This is a genomic window from Bradyrhizobium manausense, from assembly GCF_001440035.1.
Lineage (GTDB): Bacteria > Pseudomonadota > Alphaproteobacteria > Rhizobiales > Xanthobacteraceae > Bradyrhizobium > Bradyrhizobium manausense.
The window spans coordinates 119,834-140,684 of sequence record NZ_LJYG01000111.1 but is presented as its reverse complement, the minus strand read 5'-3'; the positions used below and the strand labels follow the sequence as shown (position 1 = coordinate 140,684).

At 64.0% G+C, this 20,851-nt stretch carries 17 protein-coding genes, 1 tRNA gene and 5 pseudogenes; 11 read left to right on the top strand and 12 right to left on the bottom strand.

Features of this window, described 5'->3' with window-relative positions; all coding sequences use genetic code 11:
- Positions 1–400: 400 nt before the first annotated feature.
- Positions 401–974, bottom strand: a pseudogene (locus tag AOQ71_RS44315) (IS630 family transposase); the annotation flags it as partial.
- A gap of 96 nt (positions 975–1,070) precedes the next feature.
- Positions 1,071–1,231, bottom strand: a pseudogene (locus AOQ71_RS45690) (IS630 family transposase); the annotation flags it as partial.
- 983 nt (positions 1,232–2,214) lie between these two features.
- Here AOQ71_RS45690 and AOQ71_RS49180 point away from each other — a divergent pair.
- A pseudogene (locus AOQ71_RS49180) lies at positions 2,215–3,300 on the top strand (recombinase family protein); the annotation flags it as partial.
- Between the two features lie 120 nt (positions 3,301–3,420).
- On the opposite strand, the gene AOQ71_RS49175 reads toward AOQ71_RS49180, so the two are convergent.
- The 5 genes and pseudogenes from AOQ71_RS49175 to mnmA all read right to left on the bottom strand — a co-directional run bounded on the left by AOQ71_RS49175 (position 3,421) and on the right by mnmA (position 6,453).
- A complete protein-coding gene (locus AOQ71_RS49175) occupies positions 3,421–3,825 on the bottom strand; it encodes a hypothetical protein (RefSeq protein ID WP_057757478.1) in 405 nt (134 codons plus the stop codon).
- Between the two features lie 16 nt (positions 3,826–3,841).
- Positions 3,842–3,918, bottom strand: a tRNA-Met gene (locus AOQ71_RS36175).
- Positions 3,919–4,203: 285 nt separating this feature from the next.
- Positions 4,204–4,484, bottom strand: a pseudogene (locus AOQ71_RS49170) (hypothetical protein); the annotation flags it as partial.
- A gap of 130 nt (positions 4,485–4,614) precedes the next feature.
- Positions 4,615–5,253, bottom strand: a complete 639-nt coding sequence (locus AOQ71_RS36165; RefSeq protein WP_057757476.1) for a class I SAM-dependent methyltransferase — start codon at positions 5,251–5,253, stop codon at positions 4,615–4,617.
- Between the two features lie 18 nt (positions 5,254–5,271).
- Complete coding sequence (gene mnmA, locus AOQ71_RS36160; RefSeq protein WP_057757474.1) at positions 5,272–6,453, bottom strand: tRNA 2-thiouridine(34) synthase MnmA; 1,182 nt, start codon at positions 6,451–6,453, stop codon at positions 5,272–5,274.
- Positions 6,454–6,814: 361 nt separating this feature from the next.
- On the opposite strand from mnmA, the gene AOQ71_RS36155 reads away from it, so the two are divergent.
- The 10 genes and pseudogenes from AOQ71_RS36155 to AOQ71_RS49160 form a co-directional block, all read left to right on the top strand.
- Positions 6,815–8,449, top strand: coding sequence for a flagellar hook-length control protein FliK (locus AOQ71_RS36155; RefSeq protein WP_057757596.1), 1,635 nt, complete (start codon positions 6,815–6,817; stop codon positions 8,447–8,449).
- Positions 8,450–8,462: 13 nt separating this feature from the next.
- Positions 8,463–9,173, top strand: a complete 711-nt coding sequence (locus tag AOQ71_RS36150; protein WP_057757472.1) for a flagellar hook assembly protein FlgD — start codon at positions 8,463–8,465, stop codon at positions 9,171–9,173.
- A 343-nt stretch (positions 9,174–9,516) separates the two neighbouring features.
- On the top strand, positions 9,517–9,792 hold the full coding sequence (gene sciP / locus AOQ71_RS36145; protein WP_002714638.1) for a CtrA inhibitor SciP: 276 nt from the start codon (positions 9,517–9,519) through the stop codon (positions 9,790–9,792).
- 192 nt (positions 9,793–9,984) lie between these two features.
- A complete protein-coding gene (fliF, locus tag AOQ71_RS36140) occupies positions 9,985–11,598 on the top strand; it encodes a flagellar basal-body MS-ring/collar protein FliF (RefSeq protein ID WP_057757470.1) in 1,614 nt (537 codons plus the stop codon).
- A 17-nt stretch (positions 11,599–11,615) separates the two neighbouring features.
- Positions 11,616–12,713 carry a flagellar motor switch protein FliG gene (gene fliG / locus AOQ71_RS36135; protein ID WP_057757468.1) on the top strand — a complete coding sequence of 366 codons (1,098 nt, stop codon included), beginning with the start codon at positions 11,616–11,618 and terminating at the stop codon, positions 12,711–12,713.
- The gene (locus AOQ71_RS36130; protein ID WP_057757466.1) at positions 12,713–13,333 is read left to right on the top strand and encodes a FliH/SctL family protein; all 621 of its coding nucleotides are present in this window, start codon (positions 12,713–12,715) and stop codon (positions 13,331–13,333) included. Before fliG ends, AOQ71_RS36130 begins: the two co-directional genes overlap by 1 nt.
- Positions 13,334–13,336: 3 nt before the next feature.
- Complete coding sequence (fliN, locus tag AOQ71_RS36125; RefSeq protein WP_057757463.1) at positions 13,337–13,687, top strand: flagellar motor switch protein FliN; 351 nt, start codon at positions 13,337–13,339, stop codon at positions 13,685–13,687.
- A 54-nt stretch (positions 13,688–13,741) separates the two neighbouring features.
- Positions 13,742–15,127: a sigma-54-dependent transcriptional regulator FlbD gene (gene flbD, locus AOQ71_RS36120; protein WP_057757461.1), complete on the top strand. Its 1,386-nt coding sequence runs from the start codon at positions 13,742–13,744 to the stop codon at positions 15,125–15,127.
- Positions 15,128–15,386: 259 nt separating this feature from the next.
- Positions 15,387–15,837: pseudogene (locus tag AOQ71_RS49165) on the top strand (M20/M25/M40 family metallo-hydrolase); the annotation flags it as partial.
- 1 nt (position 15,838) lies between these two features.
- The coding region (locus AOQ71_RS49160) for a M20/M25/M40 family metallo-hydrolase (RefSeq protein WP_245317339.1) at positions 15,839–16,535 on the top strand (697 nt) is incomplete at its 5' end.
- Positions 16,536–16,651: 116 nt separating this feature from the next.
- On the opposite strand, the gene AOQ71_RS46485 is transcribed toward AOQ71_RS49160, so the two are convergent.
- The 5 genes from AOQ71_RS46485 to ssuD form a co-directional block, all read right to left on the bottom strand.
- Positions 16,652–16,807, bottom strand: a complete 156-nt coding sequence (locus AOQ71_RS46485) for a hypothetical protein (protein ID WP_167354015.1) — start codon at positions 16,805–16,807, stop codon at positions 16,652–16,654.
- 86 nt (positions 16,808–16,893) lie between these two features.
- Positions 16,894–17,472 (bottom strand): flavin reductase family protein, encoded by a 579-nt coding sequence (locus tag AOQ71_RS36110; RefSeq protein ID WP_057757457.1) that lies wholly within the window; start codon positions 17,470–17,472, stop codon positions 16,894–16,896.
- A gap of 31 nt (positions 17,473–17,503) precedes the next feature.
- On the bottom strand, positions 17,504–18,340 hold the full coding sequence (locus AOQ71_RS36105) for an ATP-binding cassette domain-containing protein (RefSeq protein ID WP_057757455.1): 837 nt from the start codon (positions 18,338–18,340) through the stop codon (positions 17,504–17,506).
- A 20-nt stretch (positions 18,341–18,360) separates the two neighbouring features.
- The gene (locus AOQ71_RS36100; protein WP_057757453.1) at positions 18,361–19,167 is read right to left on the bottom strand and encodes an ABC transporter permease subunit; all 807 of its coding nucleotides are present in this window, start codon (positions 19,165–19,167) and stop codon (positions 18,361–18,363) included.
- Complete coding sequence (ssuD, locus tag AOQ71_RS36095) at positions 19,164–20,321, bottom strand: FMNH2-dependent alkanesulfonate monooxygenase (RefSeq protein WP_057757451.1); 1,158 nt, start codon at positions 20,319–20,321, stop codon at positions 19,164–19,166. The genes AOQ71_RS36100 and ssuD overlap by 4 nt, the downstream gene beginning before the upstream one ends.
- Positions 20,322–20,851: the final 530 nt, after the last annotated feature.

Below are 20,851 nucleotides of genomic sequence, written 5' to 3'. Positions count from 1 at the left end.
TGGTGCCTGATCCTCACCACCCTCATCGCGCCCGCCAGCGACTGCTCACCGCTCAAATCGGTTTCTTAACGGACGACGAACAAGTTTGTTCCACCCGACGCGAGCGTGCTTGATCCGTTCTGCGGTTCGGGGCGGCTCCTTGCCGCGGCGACGGAAGCGTCTTTGCGGGTGGGTACGGTGACTCTCTTCCACCGTGCAGTACGGCGCGGGTTCGTCGCTTTGCCTTTCTATTGATAGCAGCTGTCTAGGCGGGACGACGATCGATCGTGAGCCCTGGTTTAGCTTAAAATCGTATTGGTCCGGGTGGGATCACAGCCCGCATGCTGCGTCGGTTTCCAAATTCTTTGCGACTACGATGCGGTTTGCGACGGCCTGGTTGACCATCTAGAGCATGATGTATTTACACGGAAACATAGCCTGAGTTTTGAAGTAGTTGGTGCACTCCTCCTGGGAGAAGAGATCGAGGAGTTCACCAACCTTCCGCCAGGTTGCCCCTCCACGTCACAAGGTTCTGCGGATCGCATGAGGTGTTTGAGTTTGGCGAAGACCTGCTCGATCGGGTTGAGGTCAGGGCTGTAGGGCGGCAAGAAGATAGGGTAGGCTCCTCTGGCGCGGATAGCTTGGCGAGCCGCTTTGCCCTTGTGGCTGCCATGATTGTCGAGAACGACGATCTCGCCCGGTGCGAGGGTGGGTGCCAACACCTTCTCGACGTACAGCGTGAAGAGTTCACCATTGAGGGGACCATCAATCACCCAAGGCGCACTGATCCGATCATGACGCAGCGCCGCGATGAAGGTCATGGTCTTCCAATGGCCGAAAGGTGCAGATGCTTGGAGGCGCTGCCCACAAGGCCCCCAGCCGCGTAGCGGCGCCATATTGGTCTTGATCCACGTCTCGTCGATGAAAGCCAGCCGCGTGACGTCAATCCTGCCTTGATGCGCTTTCCATCGGGTCCGCATACGGGCGACGTCTGGAATGAGGACTGGCTCGAGGCCCATCCCAACGTGCAATGTATTTCACGCCGACAAGCGCGTCCTGGCTCAATCAGGTCGAGGTATGGTTTTCGATCCTGCGACGTAGAGGCCGACAACATTGCCGGCTTTGGCCGTAAAGTCCGGGTCGTTGCTCTCGCACCAGGACTTACGAGCCGCCAGGTCAATCTTGTGGCCGCGCAGGAACCGCCAGACATATTGGACGTCACATCGCCCAGCGCCTCGGCCAGCAGAGGGCCGTCCAGCGCGCGGCTTTCCCCCCCGCCTTCCCTTGGCAGAGGCCTTCTTCAGGACTTCGACTTCACGATAGACGCACAGGATCTCCGCCATCTTCTGTTCGAACTCGGCGTCGCGATTTTCGAGATAATAGCGCACCTTGTGCGACTTGATTTCCTCTTGGCCGAGGATCTTGCACACCGTTCCCTGGACCAAATTGGCCAAACACGCATGCCCTGCCGCCGGCCTGTGCTCGCGTGCATGGCGCGCCAGCAACCGCGTCGTCCACAACTCATGCGGATAGCCGTGCACCTTGGCCTTGTCGCATGCCAACGACACCAGCCAGGCTTTGGCCTCAGCCGTGATCGTTGGCCGTCTACACCACCGCTACTGCCGCAACGGTGCTCTTAGCTACTAAGCGGCAACAGCGCCTAATCTAAGCCTGCTCGCGGCAGTTCCGCCGTTCACTGTTCTGGGCGCTCTCGCTTTGCTCATGACCAATGAGGGCGTTTTATGGGATCTCCAGCAAAGCGGGTGGAACTTGTCACGCTACGCCATTGTGGCTGGATCGATTGACCTTACATGGTGTCGCGCTGCTGGCTCTTTGCGCTGTGATCATGGTACTCTTCGTGCTGCAGCGTCAAAGTCGTGGATCAATTCTGGTGCTGGGAGCGATCCCGGTACTAACCACGCTACTCGTGGAGTACTTGCTATACCGATAGCTGGTCGAGACTTATATCTCGAGTTTCGAAGTGGCCGTCCTTTTTCTACGCCATAACATTCGATTCAACGACCGAGCAAAAAGGCCTGCCTTTTCTCAAGTTATCGTTGCATCCTACTGGGATGAAGCGCGCGAGATTGATGGGAGTAGTCGATCGCGTACCAGGGCGCGCAACCTCAGGCGAATTAGATCCTGCTTTGGTCCGATTTGTTGAAGCACTTGCAATCGCCGATGCTAGGCGCGATCATCTTCTCGATAGCGAGCGCCTCATGAAGAACTATCTTGATGCCGCTGGCGACAAGCCCATCAGGACTGGTATTCGAGATGAAACCCGCGGCGATCTATGCTCGGTTCTCCACCGAGCTTCAAAACGAAAAATCGACTGAAGACCAGATTGCGCTGTGCCGCGCCTATGCGGCTCGTCACCAACTCGATGTCGTTGCTACCTTTGAAGACAAGGCGCGTTCTGGGGCATCGGTATTCGGCCGCGATGGTTTGATGCAGCTTATGGACGCTGCACGTCAGCATCGTTTCACGGTGGTGATCGTAGAGGCATTGGACCGGCTCTCACGTGACATGGAGGATCTGGCCGGCATCCACAAAAGACTGTCTTTCCAGGGGATCGAGATTCAGGCGGTCCATGATGGCACTGCGGACTCAATTTTGATTGGAATCCGCGGCCTCGTCGGACAGATGCAGCGCGAGGACGGGGCGAAGAAAGTCCGCCGCGGTATGGCCGGCGTAGTGCGCGATGGTCGACACGCGGGAGGGCGTGCGTACGGATATCGAGCAATAGCCGGCAAACCCGGTGAGCTCGAAATCGTCGAAGACGAAGCTACGATCGTCCGACGGATTTTTGCATCATACGCAGCCGGACGAGGGCCCCGAGAGATCGCGCAGGATCTCAATCGGGAAAACATCCATCCACCGCGAGGTCGGCGATGGAATGCGTCGACGATCAACGGCAACGCCAAGCGCGGGACGGGGCTCATCTTCAATGAACTCTATGCTGGCCGTATTGTCTGGAACAAGGTCCGGATGGTGAAGGATCCCGATACAGGCAAACGATTGTCTCGCCCCAACCCTCGCGAGGAGTGGCAGAGCATTGATGTGCCTCAACTGCGGATCGTCGAACAGTCGGTTTGGGAGCAGGCGCAGGCCCTGAAGACTGAGAAGGGGCATTTGGCCAGCCACATGAAGCGACGGGCGCCGCATCTCCTATCGGGTCTGCTGCGGTGCGGTTGTTGCGGATCTGGCATGTCAGTTCACGATCGCGACAAGACCGGAAAGACCAGGATTCGCTGCTCGGCTGTGCGCGAGAATGGCAGTTGTTCGAATCGCAGGATCATCTATCTGCGTGACATCGAAAGACTTGTGCTCAGCGGCATGGTCGAGGAGTTGAAGGACCCACGGCTGATCGAGACCTACGTCCGCAACTACAACAGTGAGCGAGAGCGGCTTGCGGGGAACGCTTCCGCGGAGCGCCTTCGGCTAGAGGCTAAACGTGACCGGATCGAAGGCGAGCGTCAGCGCAACATTGATCTCGTGATCAGGTATGTGATTTCTGAGGAGGATGCCAAGCAACGGATTGCGGAGCTGAAGGATGAGCGGTTGCGCGTCGAGGCGGAACTGGCTGCCCTCGAGGAGGCCCCTACCCCCATCTCTCTGCATCCGGCAACGCTGGACCGCTACATCGAGACCGTCAATGCGCTTGCCGACACGATCGCAAGCCACGCAAGCGCGGAGGACGACCGCGGCACGTTGGTCGCTGACTTCAGGTCGCTTGTGCACAGCGTCATTATCCACCCCAAGGGCCCTTGGGAAGGCTTCGAGGTCGAGGTCAAGGGAAAGCTGGCCGCACTGGTCGGCGGAGGGCTCTTTCCGGAGGCCCACCATAATAGTGGGTCATACGTGGTAGCGGGGGAGGGACTCGAACCCCCGACCCCAGGATTATGATTCCCGTGCTCTAACCAGCTGAGCTACCCCGCCACGAGCCGATCGCGGCGGCCGAAACGGCCGATCTCGCGAACGCGCGGCATATAAGGAAGGGGGCGGTGGGAAGTCAATCCGCCTTCGCTAAAAGCTTCGGCGCGACAAGGCCGTTTGGGGCTGATTTCGCACCGGAATCCACGATTTTAGGCGGCGGACGGGTGATTTCGGACACCAGGCTCGCAGAGAGTCCCCCTCACCCGGAATCCGCGCTTCCCGCGCGGATTCCGGCCTCTCCCCGCAGGCGGGGAGAGGTGAAGTGACGCGGAGCGCGCGGAAACTCTCTTATTTCGGCTTCACATTGGGGTCGCCGCCGGGGCTGCCGGGGGGCGGGATGACGGGCATTTTGCCGTCGGTTGACGGCGCCGGGGCGTGCATTTCGGGGTCGACGCCGGCGGGCGGGCAGAGCACGCCGTCGGATTTGGCCAATTTATCGCCGAGCGGTTCCCTCGATTGACCGGTGGTGGTGCTGTCGGGCGCGGTGGCGCGGTTGGGGCGCTCCTGCGGGGCGCAGTCGGCGGCGGCGTGTTGCGGGGATGGCGGCGCGGTCGCTTGCGGCGGCGTCGNGGGGCGGGCGGGGCCTGTGCGATCGCCGGCCCAAAGGCTGCGATCACGAGACCCGCAAAGATAATGTTTGATGTCGTGCGCATGGGAAGGAAACGCGCTAGGCGCGCGCGCTGTTCCCACCGCCGGACATTACGATTTGCGGTAGCGGATCAACGAAAAGTGCCCCATCGGCGGCATCGGGCGGCGTTCCGCCAGCGTGACGCCGCCGTGCCTGGCGGCCCAATTGACGAGGCGGGCCCATGGGAATTCCGGGCGCCAGCCGAGGCGGCGCGCGAGCGGCGCGAAGGCGAGCTCGGAGAGCTTGCGCAGACCCTTTTCCGCGCCGATGTGGTTGACCAGGATCAGCTCGCCGCCGGGCCTCAGCACGCGCACGAACTCGTCGAGCGTGCCTTCGGGATCGGGCACCGCGGTGATGACATATTGCGCGACCACCGCGTCGAACGAATTGTCGGGGAAGGCGAGATTCTTCGCGTCCATCACCGAGAGCACTTCGACATTGGAGAGACGCAGGCTCCGCACGCGCTGCTGCGCCTTGCGCAGCATCGGCTCGGAAATGTCGACGCCGCAGATTTTTGTGGTGCGCGAATAATCCGACAGCGAGAGGCCGGTGCCGACGCCGACGTCGAGGATGCGACCGCCGATGCGGTCGGCCTCGGCGATGGTCGACTGCCTGCCGGCATCGAACACCTTGCCGAACACGAGATCATAGACCGGCGCCCAGCGGCCATAGGCCTTCTCGACCCCGGCCCGCGAGATGTCTGCTGCCATGCCCCCTGCCCTGAAGATTTAGCCGCGAACCGCTTCCACCAGCGGCCTCGCCGTGTTGCTCGCGACCTTCGCGGCTGCGCTCTGGATGAAGCCGCCGCCGAGCACGCGCGCCTGCCCGCTGGCTGCGTCGTAGAACACGCAGGCTTGTCCCGGCGAGACGCCCTCTTCGCCGGCGACGAGTTCGACCTCGTAAGTACCATCAGCGCCGCGCAGCCAGGCCGGCTGCGGGCTGCGGGTCGAGCGCACGCGGACGAACAGCTCGAGCCCGCCCCCGATGGCGCTGTCGATTTCGCCGCCGCCGATCCAGTTGACGTCACGCAAGGTGATGCGGTGCATCTTCAGCGCCTCGCGCGGGCCGACGACGACGCGGCGGTTGGCGGCGTCCAGCCTCACCACGTAAAACGGCGCGGCAGCGGCGATGCCGAGGCCGCGGCGCTGGCCGATGGTGAAATTGGCGATGCCGTGATGCTGGCCGAGCACGCGTCCATCGAGATCGACGATGTCGCCCGGGTCCATCGCGTTCGGACGCAGGCGGGTGATGATGTCGGTGTAGCGGCCCGTCGGCACGAAGCAGATGTCCTGGCTGTCGTGCTTGTCGGCAACCGAAAGACCGAAGCGGCGCGCGAGCTCGCGCGTCTCGGGCTTGGTCATGTCGCCGAGCGGAAAGCGCAGGAAGTCGAGCTGCTCTTGCGTGGTCGCAAACAGGAAGTAGCTCTGGTCGCGATCGGCATCTGCCGCGCAAACCAGCGCGCGCGAGCCGTCAACGCGGCGGCGCGAGGCGACGTAATGGCCGGTGGCGAGCGCCTGCGCCCCGAGCTCGCGCGCGGTCTTCAGGAGGTCGCGGAATTTGACTGATCGGTTGCACTCGATGCACGGCACCGGCGTCTCGCCGAGCGCGTAGCTATCGGCAAAGACGTCGATGACGGACTCGCGAAAGCGGTCCTCGTAATCGAGCACGTAATGGGGAATGCCGAGCTTGGCCGCGACGTCGCGGGCGTCGTGGATGTCCTGGCCGGCGCAGCAGGCGCCCTTGCGATGGGTGGCCGCGCCATGGTCGTAGAGCTGCAGCGTGATGCCGACGACGTCATAGCCCTCCGCCTTGAGCAGCGCAGCCGTGGTCGAGGAGTCGACGCCGCCCGACATGGCAACGACGACCCTGGTATCCTCAGGACGGCCTTCGAGATCCAGACTGTTGAGCATGGGCTTAAGCTGACGTGACGGCGGCGTTTCCCGCGATTCCTGTTGTGCTTCCGGGTCACTTGGGCCGGGGCGTCAACGGTCCCCGGGAACCTCTGGTTCCCTCGGGGGCACTGGCTGGCCCGGTCGAAAGCGGCTGAGAGCACCCTTTAATATAGGCGGCATTCGGGTGAAGCAATCATGGCGGCCGCAAGCTTTCAGGCAATTCTTGCCGGGGCGGCAGAAATGACGGGGCCGTGGGCGGGCCCAGAGCGATTGCTCCAACCCGTCAAATAATTGATTTTACTGTATAAAATATCGAAACGTGGGATTGGCCCGCTCCTTGCTGACCTCCTCGTCCGAAGACGTTTTCAAGGGGTCGCCTGTGGTTGGTCACACATCAGACGTAGCGGCGAGTGCGCAGGTCTCGAGCGCGCAAGCGAAGCCTGCCCGGCCGCAGACCAAGGACCAGACGCCGAGTTCCTCCTTTGGCGACCTCGTCGACAGCAATACCCAGGCGATCAACAACGCCATCAGCAACAGCGCCCCGTCCTCGAACCAGGACAACGCACCGCGGCGCAGTGACGCCTCATCCAACTCATCGTCGTCCGGGTCGTCGGACCGGAGCAGCAACAGCGCCTCGACGGACCAGTCCTCGCAGAGCAAGGCGAGCGACGGCACGAATTCCCAGACAACGACGCCCGCCAGCGACACGCCGGCCGCGCCAGCCAAGGCCGGCGGCAAATCCAAGGACAAGGCCGACGCGTCCACCACCAAGGCGGGCGACGCCAAGGACGCCAGCAAGGACGTCAAGACCGACAGCACCGACGGCCTCGCCGCCGCGGTGGATGCCTCGGTCGCCGCGCAGACCGCGACGCCGGCTGCGACGCCCGATCCAACCGCCGTTCCCGTTGCAGCACCCGTGGTGCCGGTCGATCCGAATGCCGCGGCAAACCAGGTCACCAGCGCGGCTTCGTCGCCGTTGACGATTGCAGCGGCCGGCATCGCCGCCAGCGCCTCGATCACGGCGCAGATATCAGGCACCAAAACCCATGCGGCCGGCAAGGCCGCCAAGACCGGGGATGGCAAGAGCACCGACGCGAAGGCCGCGCTGACCGAGGTGGCTGTCGCGAACTCGGACACCACTGCAACCGATGTCACGGCAAAGGCCGCGCAGGTCACCGCGGTCGACCAGGGCACGCCGAAGTCTTCGTTCAAGGCCGTTGTCACAACGCAAGGCCAGACCGACGTCTCCAATATTGGCCAGGACCCGGCCAAGACCGCGCAGACGGCGACACCAGCCCAAAACCCCGCAACGCCGACGGCCGCCGCCGCCGCGCATCAGCAAGGCCCAAAGCCGCAGACTGACGCGGCCACGACCGATGCGAAGGTCGACGCAGCCAATCGCACCACAGACGTCACGCCGGCCGCGCCCGTCGCACACGCGCATGCCGACACGCCAGCCGTCGCCGCCGCCACCACCGACGTCAGCACCCAGGCCGCGAACGCCGTGCAGGCGCCGCAGACCACGACGACATCGACGGCCACCGCCTCCACCGCGACGCTCACCGCGACCGCAGCCAATCCGAATGCGATGCCGATCAGCGGCATCCCGGTCGAGATCGCCGCTGCCGCGCGCGCCGGCAAGACCCGCTTCGACATCAGCCTCGATCCGGTCGATCTCGGCCGTATCGATGTCCGCATCAATGTCGACCGCAACGGCCAAGTCACCTCGCATCTCACCGTCGAGAAGCCGGAGACGCTGCAGATGCTGCGGCAGGACGCGCCGCAATTGCAGCGCGCCCTCGACGATGCCGGCCTCAAGACCGGCAGCAACGGCCTCTCCTTCAGCCTGCGCGACCAGAACTCATCGGGCCAGAACGCCGGCCAGAACAACGACAACGGCAACAATTCGCGCCGGCTGATCATCAGCGAGGATGATCAGGCTGCAAGCCTGCCGGTCAGAAGCAGCTATGGCCGCATGCTCGGATCGAGCAGTGGCGTCGATATCAGAGTGTGAGGAGTATCAGGCCATGACCACCACGAATGCCGCCACCGCGCCATCAGTCGTCTCCGGCACCACCGACGTTCCTAAATCCGCTTCGTCCAGCTCGCTGAGCTCGACCACGGGCTCGACCCTCGCCGGCAATTTCCAGACCTTCCTGACGCTGCTGACCACGCAGCTCAAGAACCAGAACCCGCTCGATCCGCTCGACACCAACCAGTTCACCCAGCAGTTGGTGCAGTTCGCCGGCGTCGAGCAGCAGCTCAAGACCAACGATTCGCTGTCCCAGCTCGTCACCCTGCAGCAGACCACGCAGGCGACGCAGGCGCTGGATTTCGTCGGCAAGACCGCGGTGGTCGACGGCACCACCGCGACCATGAAGAGCTCGTCGGCGACCTGGCACCTCAACGTGCCCACCAGCGCCACGGTCGATATTTCCATCGCCAATTCCAGCGGCCAGACCGTGTTCACCGGCAAATATACCGCCGGCGCCGGCAGCGACATTCCGTTCACCTGGAATGGCCAGGGCAATGACGGCACGCAATGGCCCGACGGCAAGTATACGATCACGGCGACAGGCAAGGACGCCTCGGGCAACAGCGTCGGCGTCGCAGCCCAGGTGCAGGGCACGGTGGATTCCGTCGACCTGACCCAGTCGCCGCCGCTGCTCTCCATCGACGGCAACAGCTACACGCTGAGCCAGGTGAAGAGCGTGGTGGCGAGCAGCAGCGGCAGCTGAAGCATATGGTGTCATCCCGGCGAAAGCCGGGATCCATAACCACAGGGCGAAGTTTGGGGAAGACCGGTAGTTAAAGAATTTGCCTTGGTATTGCGATCTGCGTGTCATCGCTAGATCACGCGGCATGAGTCCCGGCCTCCGCCGGGACGACGGCAAAAGTTAGTAAAGTATTTACGAAGACCCCGCTCGGCCGGCTGAAAGCGTGTTCTCAGCCCGCCGGGACGGTTTCGTTCCAGCCGGATTCAACGAGAATTGTATTGAAGCCTTAGGCTTAGCGGATTTTTAAGCCGACACGCGTAGGGTTACGGCGTGAGTTCAGTGGTTGAGAGTTTGTGAGTACGCCATGACAGAACCCCATCGCCCGAGGGTAAAATACGTCATCGGGCCGGACGGCAGTCCGCTGACGATTGCAGATCTGCCCGCACCCGGCACCAAACGCTGGGTCATCCGACGCAAGGCCGAAGTCGTTGCCGCGGTTCGTGGCGGACTTCTCTCGCTCGAGGAGGCCTGCAGCCGTTATACCCTGACGGTCGACGAATTCCTCTCCTGGCAGTTTTCCATCGACCAGCACGGTCTGGCGGGTCTTCGCACCACCCGCATCCAGCAATATCGCCAGTAAGCGATCCGGAAATCTGCTGCTTTTGACGAAAATCGGCCTCGCTCCGCGAGGCCGATTTTTTTCATGTTTGCTTTTGGGCCGACTTTTGTCCGGGCTGTTAACCGTCGTTAACCATATGGAAACCATCACCTAGGCAATAATTGCCCAGTCGGCCTTTCCAGTGAAAGCGGCCGAATCTGCCGGGGCGGTTGCTTGCAAGGTCTTGCGGACTTCTTAAAGGGTATCGGCGCCGCCCGGTTCGGGGCGATGATCGCGGTCACCGCCGCGCTCATCGGCTTCTTTGCGTTCGTTATCATGCGCGTCACCACGCCGCAGATGACGACGCTGTTCACCGACCTTAGCGTCGAGGATTCCTCCAGCATTATCAAGGATCTGGAACGCCAGGGCATCCAGTTCGAGCTGCGCAATGAGGGCAGCATCATCATGGTGCCCAAGGACAAGGTCACCCGCCTGCGCATGAAGCTCGCCGAGGGCGGCCTGCCCAAGGGCGGCGGCGTCGGCTACGAGGTGTTCGACAAGTCGGATGCGCTCGGCACCACCTCTTTCGTCCAGAACATCAATCATCTGCGCGCGCTGGAGGGCGAGCTTGCCCGCACCATCCGCGCCATCGACCGGATCCAGGCCGCCCGCGTCCATCTGGTGCTGCCCGAGCGCCCGCTGTTCGCGCGCGAAGCGCCGGAGCCGTCGGCCTCGATCGTGGTGCGGGTCCGCGGCTCGCTCGAAGCCCAGCAGATCCGCGCCATCCGCCACCTCGTCGCCTCCGCCGTCAACGGCTTGAAACCGCAGCGGGTCTCGATCGTGGACGAGGCCGGCCAGCTGCTCGCCGACGGTGCCCAGGCCGATCCCGAGCAGGCGCTCGGCGACGAGCGCCGCACCGCCTTCGAGAAGCGGATGCGCAAGCAGGTCGAGGACATCGTCTCCTCCGTGGTCGGGTCGGGGCGCGCCCGCGTCCAGCTCTCCGCCGATTTCGACTTCAACAAGATCACCCAGACCTCGGACAAGTTCGATCCCGAAGGCCGCGTGCTGCGCTCGACCCAGACCCGCGAAGAGCAGAGCATGACCGCCGACAACAACGGCCAGGTCACGGTCAACAACGAGCTCCCCGGCCAGCAGCAGAACAGCGGCCCAGCGGCAAAGGACCAGAGCAAGAAGACCGAAGAGACCAACAATTACGAGATCTCCCGCACCACCAAGACCGAGGTGACCGAGGCCGGCCGGGTCAACCGCATCTCGGTCGCGGTGCTGGTCGACGGCATCTACACCAAGAACGACAAGGGCGAGCTCGCCTATCAGGATCGCACCAAGGAGCAGCTCGACCGCATCGCCACCCTGGTGCGCTCGGCGATCGGCTTCGACCAGAAGCGCGGCGACCAGGTCGAGGTCGTCAATCTGCGCTTTGCCGACGCCCCTTCCACCACCCCGATCGCCGAACCGTCCGGCTTCCTCGGCATGCTGCAGTTCACCAAGGACGACATCATGTATTTCGTCGAGCTCGGCGTGATGATGCTGCTCGGCCTGGTCGTGATGTTCATGGTGATCCGTCCGCTGGTGAAGCGCATCCTCGCCTCCGACGAGGTCGCCGCCGCCATCAGCGGCGTCCTGTCGGGCCCCGCGGCATCCGACGAGGCCGCGCCGGCCGGCGGCCAGACGCTGCTGCCGAACGGTACCGCCAGCGCGATCGACGTCGCCACCGTCCAGGGGCAGGTCCACGCCCAGTCCGTTCACCGCGTCGGCGAGCTTGCCGAACGCAACCCCAACGAAACCGTCGCCATCATCCGTCAATGGCTGGCCGAACCCGCGAAATGATCGAGAAGTGAACTGACATGGCCGCTTCCCTGCAAAACGCCAATTCCAACGACATCACCAGCGTCATCTCGACGCTCGGCCAGCGTGCCGGCGACCGGGCCAGGGACGGCAAGAGCTCGGAACAATTGACCGGACCGCGGCGCGCCGCAATCCTGATGCTGGCGCTCGGCGAGCAATATGGCGGCAAGATCTGGTCGCTGCTCGACGACGACGAGGTGCGCCAGCTGTCGCTGGAAATGTCGACGCTCGGCACCGTCGAGGTCGGCACGGTCGAGGACATGCTGCTCGAATTCGTCTCGCGCATGTCGGCCTCGGGCGCGCTGATGGGCAATTTCGACGCCACCGAACGGCTGCTGCAGCAATACCTGCCACCGGAGCGCGTCAACGGCATCATGGACGAAATCCGTGGCCCCGCCGGCCGCAACATGTGGGAGAAGCTCTCCAACGTGCAGGAAGAGGTTTTGGCCAATTACCTCAAGAACGAATATCCGCAGACCATTGCGGTGGTGCTGTCGAAGCTAAAGCCGGAGCACGCCGCACGGGTGCTCGGCATCCTGCCCGAGGAGCTCGCGCTCGACGTCGTCAACCGCATGCTGAAGATGGAAGCGGTGCAGAAGGAGGTGATCGAGAGCGTGGAGAAGACGCTGCGTACCGAGTTCATGTCCAATCTGTCGCAGACCCGCCGCCGCGACGCGCACGAGGTGATGGCGGAAATCTTCAACAATTTCGACCGCCAGACCGAAACCCGCTTCATCACCTCGCTGGAAGAGGACAATCGCGAATCCGCCGAGCGCATCAAGGCGCTGATGTTCACCTTCGACGACCTGGTGAAGCTGGATTCCGGTTCGGCCCAGACCCTGATGCGCAACGTCGACAAGGACAAGCTCGGCGTGGCGCTGAAGAGCGCCAACGAGGATGTCCGCAACTTCTTCTTCGGCAACATGTCCTCCCGCGCGGCCAAGATGCTGCAGGACGACATGGCGGCGATGGGGCCGGTTCGCCTGCGCGACGTCGACGAGGCCCAGGCGCTGCTGGTCAATCTCGCCAAGGACCTCGCCGCCAAGGGCGAGATCATGCTGACCAAGAACCGCGCTGACGACGAGCTGGTGTATTGATGGCCGCTCCGGCAAAATTCCTGTTCGATACCGACTTCGCCGCGCCCGATCGGACGCGCGAGAAGGCCGCGACCGCAGCCGAGATCGCGCAGAAGGTCGCGGAAGCCGAAGCACGCGCCTATCAGGACGGTTTTGCGGCGGGCCAGCGCGAGGCCAAGGCGGAGAGCGACCGCCGCGTCGCCCTCGCCATGGAAGAGATCAACATCGCGATCCGCGGCATTGCCGCAGGGATCGGCAATATCGAGAGCAAGATGGAGACCGAGGCGGTCGACGTCGCGGTCGCGGTGGCGCGCAAACTGTGCGCGGACCTGGTCGCCGCCGAGCCGCTCGGCGAGATCATGGCGCTGGTCAAGGACTGCTTCTCGCACCTGGTCGCGACGCCGCATCTGGTCGTCCGCATCAACGACGCGCTCTACGACAGCGCGCGCGAGAAGATGGAGCGGCTGGCCAAGCAGAGCGGCTTCGAAGGCCGGCTGGTGATCTTGGCCGAGCCCGATATTGCCACCGGCGACTGCCGGATCGAGTGGGCCGACGGCGGCGTTGTGCTGGAGCGCAGCGCCATCGCGGCCAAGATCGACGACATGGTTGGACGCTATATCGCGTCCCGCAAGGGGAACTAAGCCATGAGCGACACCGACGGACAGGTCCCGCTGCCCGATCTCAACGGCCCGCTGCCGCCTGCCGGCACCGATGTCGGCTACAGCGAGGATGAATATGCGGCGCGCGTCGCCGCCGACCTCGAAGCCGTCTTCGACGTGCCGGTGCAGGTCTCGGCAGTGCTCGGCCGCTCCAAGATGGATGTCGGCGAGCTCTTGAAGCTTGGACCCGGCACGGTGCTCGAGCTCGACCGCCGGGTCGGCGAGGCCATCGACATCTACGTCAACAACAAGCTGGTCGCCCGCGGCGAAGTCGTCCTCGTCGAGGACAAGCTCGGCGTGACCATGACGGAAATCATCAAGACCGAACGCGCGTAAAGCGAACAAAGGGAATGACGCGCGACCGCGCGACCAGACGGACAGGAGACTGACATGCGGCTTCTCATCGTTGGCACATTGAAGGGCCAGCTCACCACCGCCACCAAGATCGCGATGGACAACGGCGCCACCGTGACCCATGCCGAGGATCACGAGCAGGCGATGCGCGTGCTGCGCGGCGGCAAGGGCGCGGACCTCCTGCTGGTCGACGTTGCCCTAGACATCCGCGACCTCGTGATGCGGCTCGAGACCGAGCACATCCACGCTCCGATCGTCGCCTGCGGCATCACCAACGACGCCCGCGCCGCGGTTGCCGCGATCCACGCCGGCGCCAAGGAATACATCCCGCTGCCGCCGGATCCGGAGCTGATCGCCGCGGTGCTGGCCGCCGTCGCCAACGATTCCCGCGAGCTGGTCTATCGCGACGACGCCATGGCACGGGTCATCAAGCTCGCTCAGCAGATCGCAGGCTCCGATGCATCGGTGATGATCACCGGCGAATCCGGAACGGGCAAGGAAGTGCTGGCCCGTTACGTCCACACCCGCTCGGCCCGCGCCAAGCGTCCGTTCATCTCGATCAACTGCGCCGCGATCCCCGAGCATCTCTTGGAATCCGAACTGTTCGGCCACGAGAAGGGCGCCTTTACCGGCGCGATCGCCCGCCGCATCGGCAAGTTCGAGGAGGCCACCGGCGGCACGCTGCTGCTGGACGAAATTTCGGAGATGGACGTCCGCCTGCAATCGAAGCTGCTCCGCGCCATCCAGGAGCGCGTGATCGATCGCGTCGGCGGCACCAAGCCGGTCCCCGTCGATATCCGCATCATCGCGACCTCGAACCGCAATCTGGCGGATGCCGTGCGCGAAGGCACGTTCCGCGAGGACTTGCTGTTCCGCCTCAACGTCGTGAATCTGAAGATCCCGCCGCTGCGCGAGCGTCCGGCCGACATCATGGAGCTTGCCCAGCATTTCGTGAAGAAATACGCCGAAGCCAACGGCGTGCCGATGCGCCCCATTTCGGCCGAGGCCAGGCGCGTGCTCTCCACCAACCGCTGGCAGGGCAACGTTCGCGAGCTGGAAAACACCATGCACCGCGCGGTGCTGATGGCACAAGGCGACGAGATCGGCCCCGATGCGATCCTCACCCCGGACGGCGACCGCCTCGACCTCGCCAAGACCCCGCCCGCCGTGGTGCATGCCACCATGGCCGCCGAGCAGGTAACGCGCGCGCTGGTGGGCCGCACCGTTGCCGACGTCGAGCGCGATCTGATCCTGGAGACGCTCAAGCACTGCCTCGGCAACCGTACCCATGCCGCCAACATCCTGGGCATCTCGATCCGCACGCTGCGCAACAAGCTGAACGAATATGCCGACGGCGGCATCCCGATCACGCCGGCCGGCACGCCCGGTGAATATCCGCGGATGCCGATGATCGGGGCGTAGGGCTTCGCCCAGATCGAGAGGATGCGAATGCCCGTGCTTAGTCCCGGGCATTTTGTTTTTGGGGCCACGATGCCAGCCTCGTCATTGCGAGAGCAGCGAAGCCATCCAAAATCCCTCTGCGGTGACAGACTGGATTGCTTCGCGGCGCTCGCAATGACGGTGTTGACAGCATTCCTCGCATAACGGGACCGCGTTACCTGACTAGGCCATCCGCTCGCCAAGCCCTATAACCTCGCCCGAGAACCACGCGAGGAACCACATGTCTGAAGCTCAAATCACCGATTGGCTGGCGTCGCAGCGGCAGGCGATGATCGACCTGTTGCGCGACGTCGTGAACATCGATTCCGGATCCTATGACAAGGAAGGCGTCGATGCGGTCGGTGCGCGGTTCGAGCGGCATTTTGCCGAGCACGGCATTCCGTTCCGGCGCGAGAGCCATGGCACCTTTGGCGATGCCATCCACGCCGAGGTCGCAAAACCCGGCAGCAACGAAAAGCCGGTGCTGTTGATGGGGCATCGCGACACCGTGTTCGGCAGGGGCGAGGCCGGGAAGCGCCCGTTCACGATTCGCGACAACCGCGCCTATGGGCCCGGCGTTGCCGACATGAAGGCCGGCGTCGTCATGAACATCTTCGTCGCCACCGCCTTCCACAAATTCGGCGGCAACCCGCATCCGATCAAGCTGCTGATCACCTCCGACGAGGAGATCGNCTCGCCCTCCTCGCGTCCCGTCATCGAGCGCGAGGGACGCTCTGCGCGCGCCGTGTTCAACTCCGAGCCGGGCCGCCCCACCGGCAACGTCGTCACCAGCCGCAAGGGCGGCATCTTCATGCATATGGCCATATCAGGCAAGGCAGCGCATTCCGGCGCCAATTTCGCCGCCGGCGTCAGCGCGATCGGCGAGCTCGCGCACAAGATCACGCAAATCCACGCGCTGACCGATCTCACCAGGGGCATCACGCTCAATGTCGGTCTCATCTCGGGCGGCCAGTCGGTCAATACGACGGCGCCTTATGCCGAGGGCCAGATCGACATGCGCTATGTCGATCCCGGGGATCGCGCCACCGTCATGGCCCAGATCGAACAGATCATCGCGACGCCTTACGTGCCGGGCACCACCGCGACGCTGACGATCAAGGGGGAGTTCGTGCCTGTCGTGCAGAGCGAAAGCTCGAAGGCGCTGTTCGAAAGCTATCAGGCCGCGGCGAGGCAAGCCGGCCTCACCACATTGCAGGGCGAGTTCTCCGGCGGCTGCGCCGATTCCGGCTTCACCGCCGCAGTGGGGACGCCGACGATTTGCGGCGTCGGACCTGTCGGTGGCCTCGCCCATTCGCCGGAGGAATATCTCGAGCTCGACAGCATCGTGCCGCGCGCGCAGACGCTGGCGCTGGCGATTTTGAAGGGATGATTCAGGTGCCGTAGGGTGGGCAAAGCGAAGCGTGCCCACGAATTCTTTCCACTCATGGAAAGACGGTGGGCACGGCGCAAGGGCGCCTTTGCCCACCCTACGAGATCTCGCGAGCCTTACGAATAACTCGGCGCGTCGGGCTTGCGAAAAATGTGGATGGGATCGCCAGGCACGAACGGCTGGCCGCGAAACATCGCATAGGCATACAGCGCGAGATAGGCGATCGCCAACGCGCCGATGGCGTAGAAGGCCCAGGTCCCGACGCGCTTCATAGCTCCGCTCCGCGGCCATCCCGGATGGGAAGGCTCAGGGCGCTTCTAGAGCGATGAGGCGGAAAAGGCCAGCCCGCGTACGGCGATCAAACGCGGCGGAGGCGCGCGGGAACGCTGACCTCGGCCAGTCTCGCCGCATCCTCGTCCTGATCCACCGCCACATACTGGCCGTGCCAATAGGCGAGCGCGGCGTTGCGCGCCGAATTCCTGACATCCCTGACCCGGCCGATGACGATGCCGTGCGAATGGCGTTCGATGATGTCCTCGACCTCGCAATCGACTGCCGACAATGCGCCGACCAGCAGCGGCACGCCTGATACGGCCGTGACCCATCGGGCGCCGGTGAAGCGATCGGCCCCCTTCAATCCGCCCTTGCCGGCAAAGCGCTCGGCGATTTCGAGCTGGTCGGCCGCGAGGATGTTCACGCCGAAGGCGCCGTAGCGGCGGATCAGCGGAAAGGACGAGGCATCGCGATTGATGCTGACCAGCAGCGTCGGCGGGTCGACCGAGAGCGAGGTCACCGAGGTCACTGTCATGCCGGTGATGTCCTTGCCCCGCCCGGCGGTGATGACGCTGACGCCGCCGGTGAGGTGGCGCATGGCGCCGCGGAAATCGGCGGACGAGACGGGAATTTCGGTCATGAGATCGCGGGGCACTACATTCATGGCATGATCCCCGAAGCGGGGTTCCCTCTATTTAGGTACGATCGTCCCCCGACAACAGGTGGTTCAGGATCGAGCCTTCGAGGCCGGCAAGCTCGGCCGAGCCGCGCTCGCGGGGCCGGCCTGCGTTAACCACGACGTCATGGGCGATCCGGCCCTCCTCGATCACCAACACCCGGTCGGCGAGCGCCACCGCCTCGGCGACGTCGTGGGTCACCAGGATTGCAGTAAAGCCCTGGTCGCGCCAGACGCGCTCCAGGAGGCGCTGCATCGAGATGCGGGTCAGCGCATCGAGCGCGCCGAGCGGCTCGTCGAAGGCGAGCACGCGCGGACGGGAGACCAGCGCCCGGGCGAGCGCCACGCGCTGCTTCTGGCCGCCCGACAGCACCGACGGCCACTGGTCGCGCTTGTCGGCGAGGCCGACCTCGGCAAGCGCCTTCTCCGCGCGCACATGCGCATCGGTCGACGAACGATCGCGGCCGAGGCCAACCTCGACATTGGACAGCACGCGCGCCCAGGGCAACAGCCGCGGCTCCTGGAACATCACGCGGATGTCTTCGGCCTGAATCTCGTCGCCAAAGCTGACGCTGCCGGCATCGCTCTTTTCCAAGCCCGCGATGAGGCGCAGCAACGTGCTCTTGCCGCAGCCGCTCTTACCCACGATCGCCACGAACTGTCCGGACGGGATGTGCAGATCGATCCCGCGCAGCACCTCGTTGTCGCCGTAGGATTTGCGCAAGCCGCGGATGCCGAGCGGCAGGCCGCTGATCTGTGTCGGCCGCTCCTCGCGCGCGACGCGGGCGTGAGGCGCGAAATTGGCGCGGCTGCCGAACTCGGTTTCGGGAAGGATCGTACGAAGCGCTGTCTGCATGTGATTCCCGGTATTTCTGCTCAATTTTTCTGGAAGGCGGGGTGCCAGGAGAGCGTCGCCCGCTCCAGCACGCGGGAGGCGCTGTCGGCGAGCTTGCCGAGCAGGGCATAGATCAGGATCGAGAGCACGACGACGTCGATCAGCATGAACTCGCGCGCCTGCATCGCCATGTAGCCTAGCCCTGAGGACGCTGCGATGGTTTCGGCGACGATCAGGGTCAGCCACATGATGCCGAGCGCGAAGCGGATGCCGACGAAGATCGAAGGCAGCGCGCCCGGGAAGATCACGCGGCGGAACAGCTCGCTATCGGTCATGCCATAGATGCGGCCCATCTCGATCAGCTGCGGATCGACGGTGCGGATGCCGTGCAGCGTGTTGAGATAGATCGGGAAGAACACGCCGAGCGCGACCAGGAACAGCTTGGCGCTCTCGTCGATGCCGAACCACAGGATGACCAGCGGGATCAGCGCCAGATGCGGCACGTTTCGCACCATCTGCAGCGTGGTGTCGGTGAGCTTTGCCGAGAGCTGCGACAGCCCGTTGCCGAGCCCGAAGGCGAAGCCGATGCTGCCGCCGATCAGAAAGCCGATCGAGGCGCGCCAGAACGACACCCAGATGTTGCGGATGAGCTCGCCGGACAGCAGCAGCTTCCAGCCGGCCAGCGCGACATCGCTGGGCGCCGGCAGCACGCGGGTCGGCACCAAACCGGTGACACAAGCAATCTGCCAAAGCGCGACGATGGCGAGCGGCACGATCCATTGGACCAGGCCATCGACCCGCGGCAGGCGGAAATTGCGCGGAAGTGAAACGCTGTCGATCACGCTCATGATTGCGACACCCGGTGCTGCGGACGGTAATCGCTGCCGACGGTCTCGCCGAACGGACCGCCGTTGAAGTGAAGCTTCGTGACGTTGCCCGGCTGCTCCAGCGAGAGCAGCGGGAATACCAGCTCGGCAAAGCGATAGGCTTCCTCCAGATGCGGATAGCCCGACATGATGAAGGTATCGATGCCGATGTCCTGATACTCCTTGATGCGGGCGGCGACCGTCTCGGCATCGCCGACCAGCGCCGTGCCGGCGCCGCCGCGCACCAGGCCGACACCGGCCCAGAGATTCGGCGCGATCTCGAGCTTGTCCCGCTTGCCGCCATGCAGCTGCGCCATGCGCTGCTGGCCGACCGAATCCATCCGGGCAAAGTTCTTCTGCGCGGTCGCGATGGTCTCGTCGCTGACATGCTTGATCAGCTCGTTTGCCGCACGCCAGGCTTGTTCGTTGGTCTCGCGCACGATCACATGAAGGCGGATGCCGAAGGACAGCTTGCGGCCGCGCGCGCCGGCGACATCCCTCACCTTCGCGATCTTCTCGGCAACCTGGGCCGGCGGCTCGCCCCAGGTGAGATATTTGTCGACCGTGTCGACGGCGACATCGATGCCGGCATCCGACGAGCCGCCGAAATAGAGCTGAGGCCGCGGCGACTGCACCGGATGGAACAGCAGCTTGCCGTCCTCGATGCGGATATGCTTGCCCTCGACATTGACGGTCTTGCCGGCAAGCAGGTCGCTATAGACGTTTAGGAACTCGCGGGTGACCTCGTAGCGCTCGTCATGGCCGAGGAAGATGCCGTCGCCCTTGTTCTCGACCGGATCGCCGCCGGTGACGACGTTGATCAGCAAACGGCCGCCCGTGACACGGTCGAGCGTCGCGGTCATGCGCGCGGCGACCGTCGGCGATTGCAGGCCCGGACGGACGGCGACGAGATAGCGCAGCCGCTCGGTGAAGGGGGCAACGCTGGATGCGACGATCCAGGAATCCTCGCAGGACCGGCCGGTCGGCAGCAGCACGCCGTAATAGCCGAGCTGGTCGGCGGCCTGCGCGACCTGGCGCAGATAGTTGAAATTGACCTCGCGGCCGCCGATGCCGGTGCCGAGATAGCGGCCGTCGCCGTGGGTCGGCAGAAACCAGAGGATGTTGCTCTTGCTCATGGAGGGCTCCTAACCGTAGGTCGTGCCGACCGCAGCGGCGACAAGGCCGACCGACAGGGCGATGGCGGCGATCACGCGCTGGACGATGCGTCTCATGTTGGGACCTCTTGAAAGGGGAAGACCGGTCGGCGCGAAGCTGCCGTTCCAAGGATGATGGTGCGGAGCGGGAGGAGCGTCGAGACATCGGGAAAAATAGCGATGCGAGCACTGCGCGCGAGGCGAAGCGCGTGATTAATCTTTCGAACGGCGGAGCGAATGAAGATGGAAATTTTCTGCACGCGGATGTGATGGCGGCGCGCGTTCGGCCTCGAACCTCGCGAGCCGGAACAGAGAACGCGAAAACAACCCCATGCACAGTAGGCGGAGCGCGTGAAAAACGATCAACTGCGAATTATCCGAAAAACTCTTTGACCCGTCGGGCAAAACAGGAGTAGGATGGCATCGTGGAGAGGTTCGGCTGGATGGCCCTGCCCGACTACTGCAGCCACCGCACCGGCAAATTCTGCAAGCCCCGAAACGCCCAGCCGCCG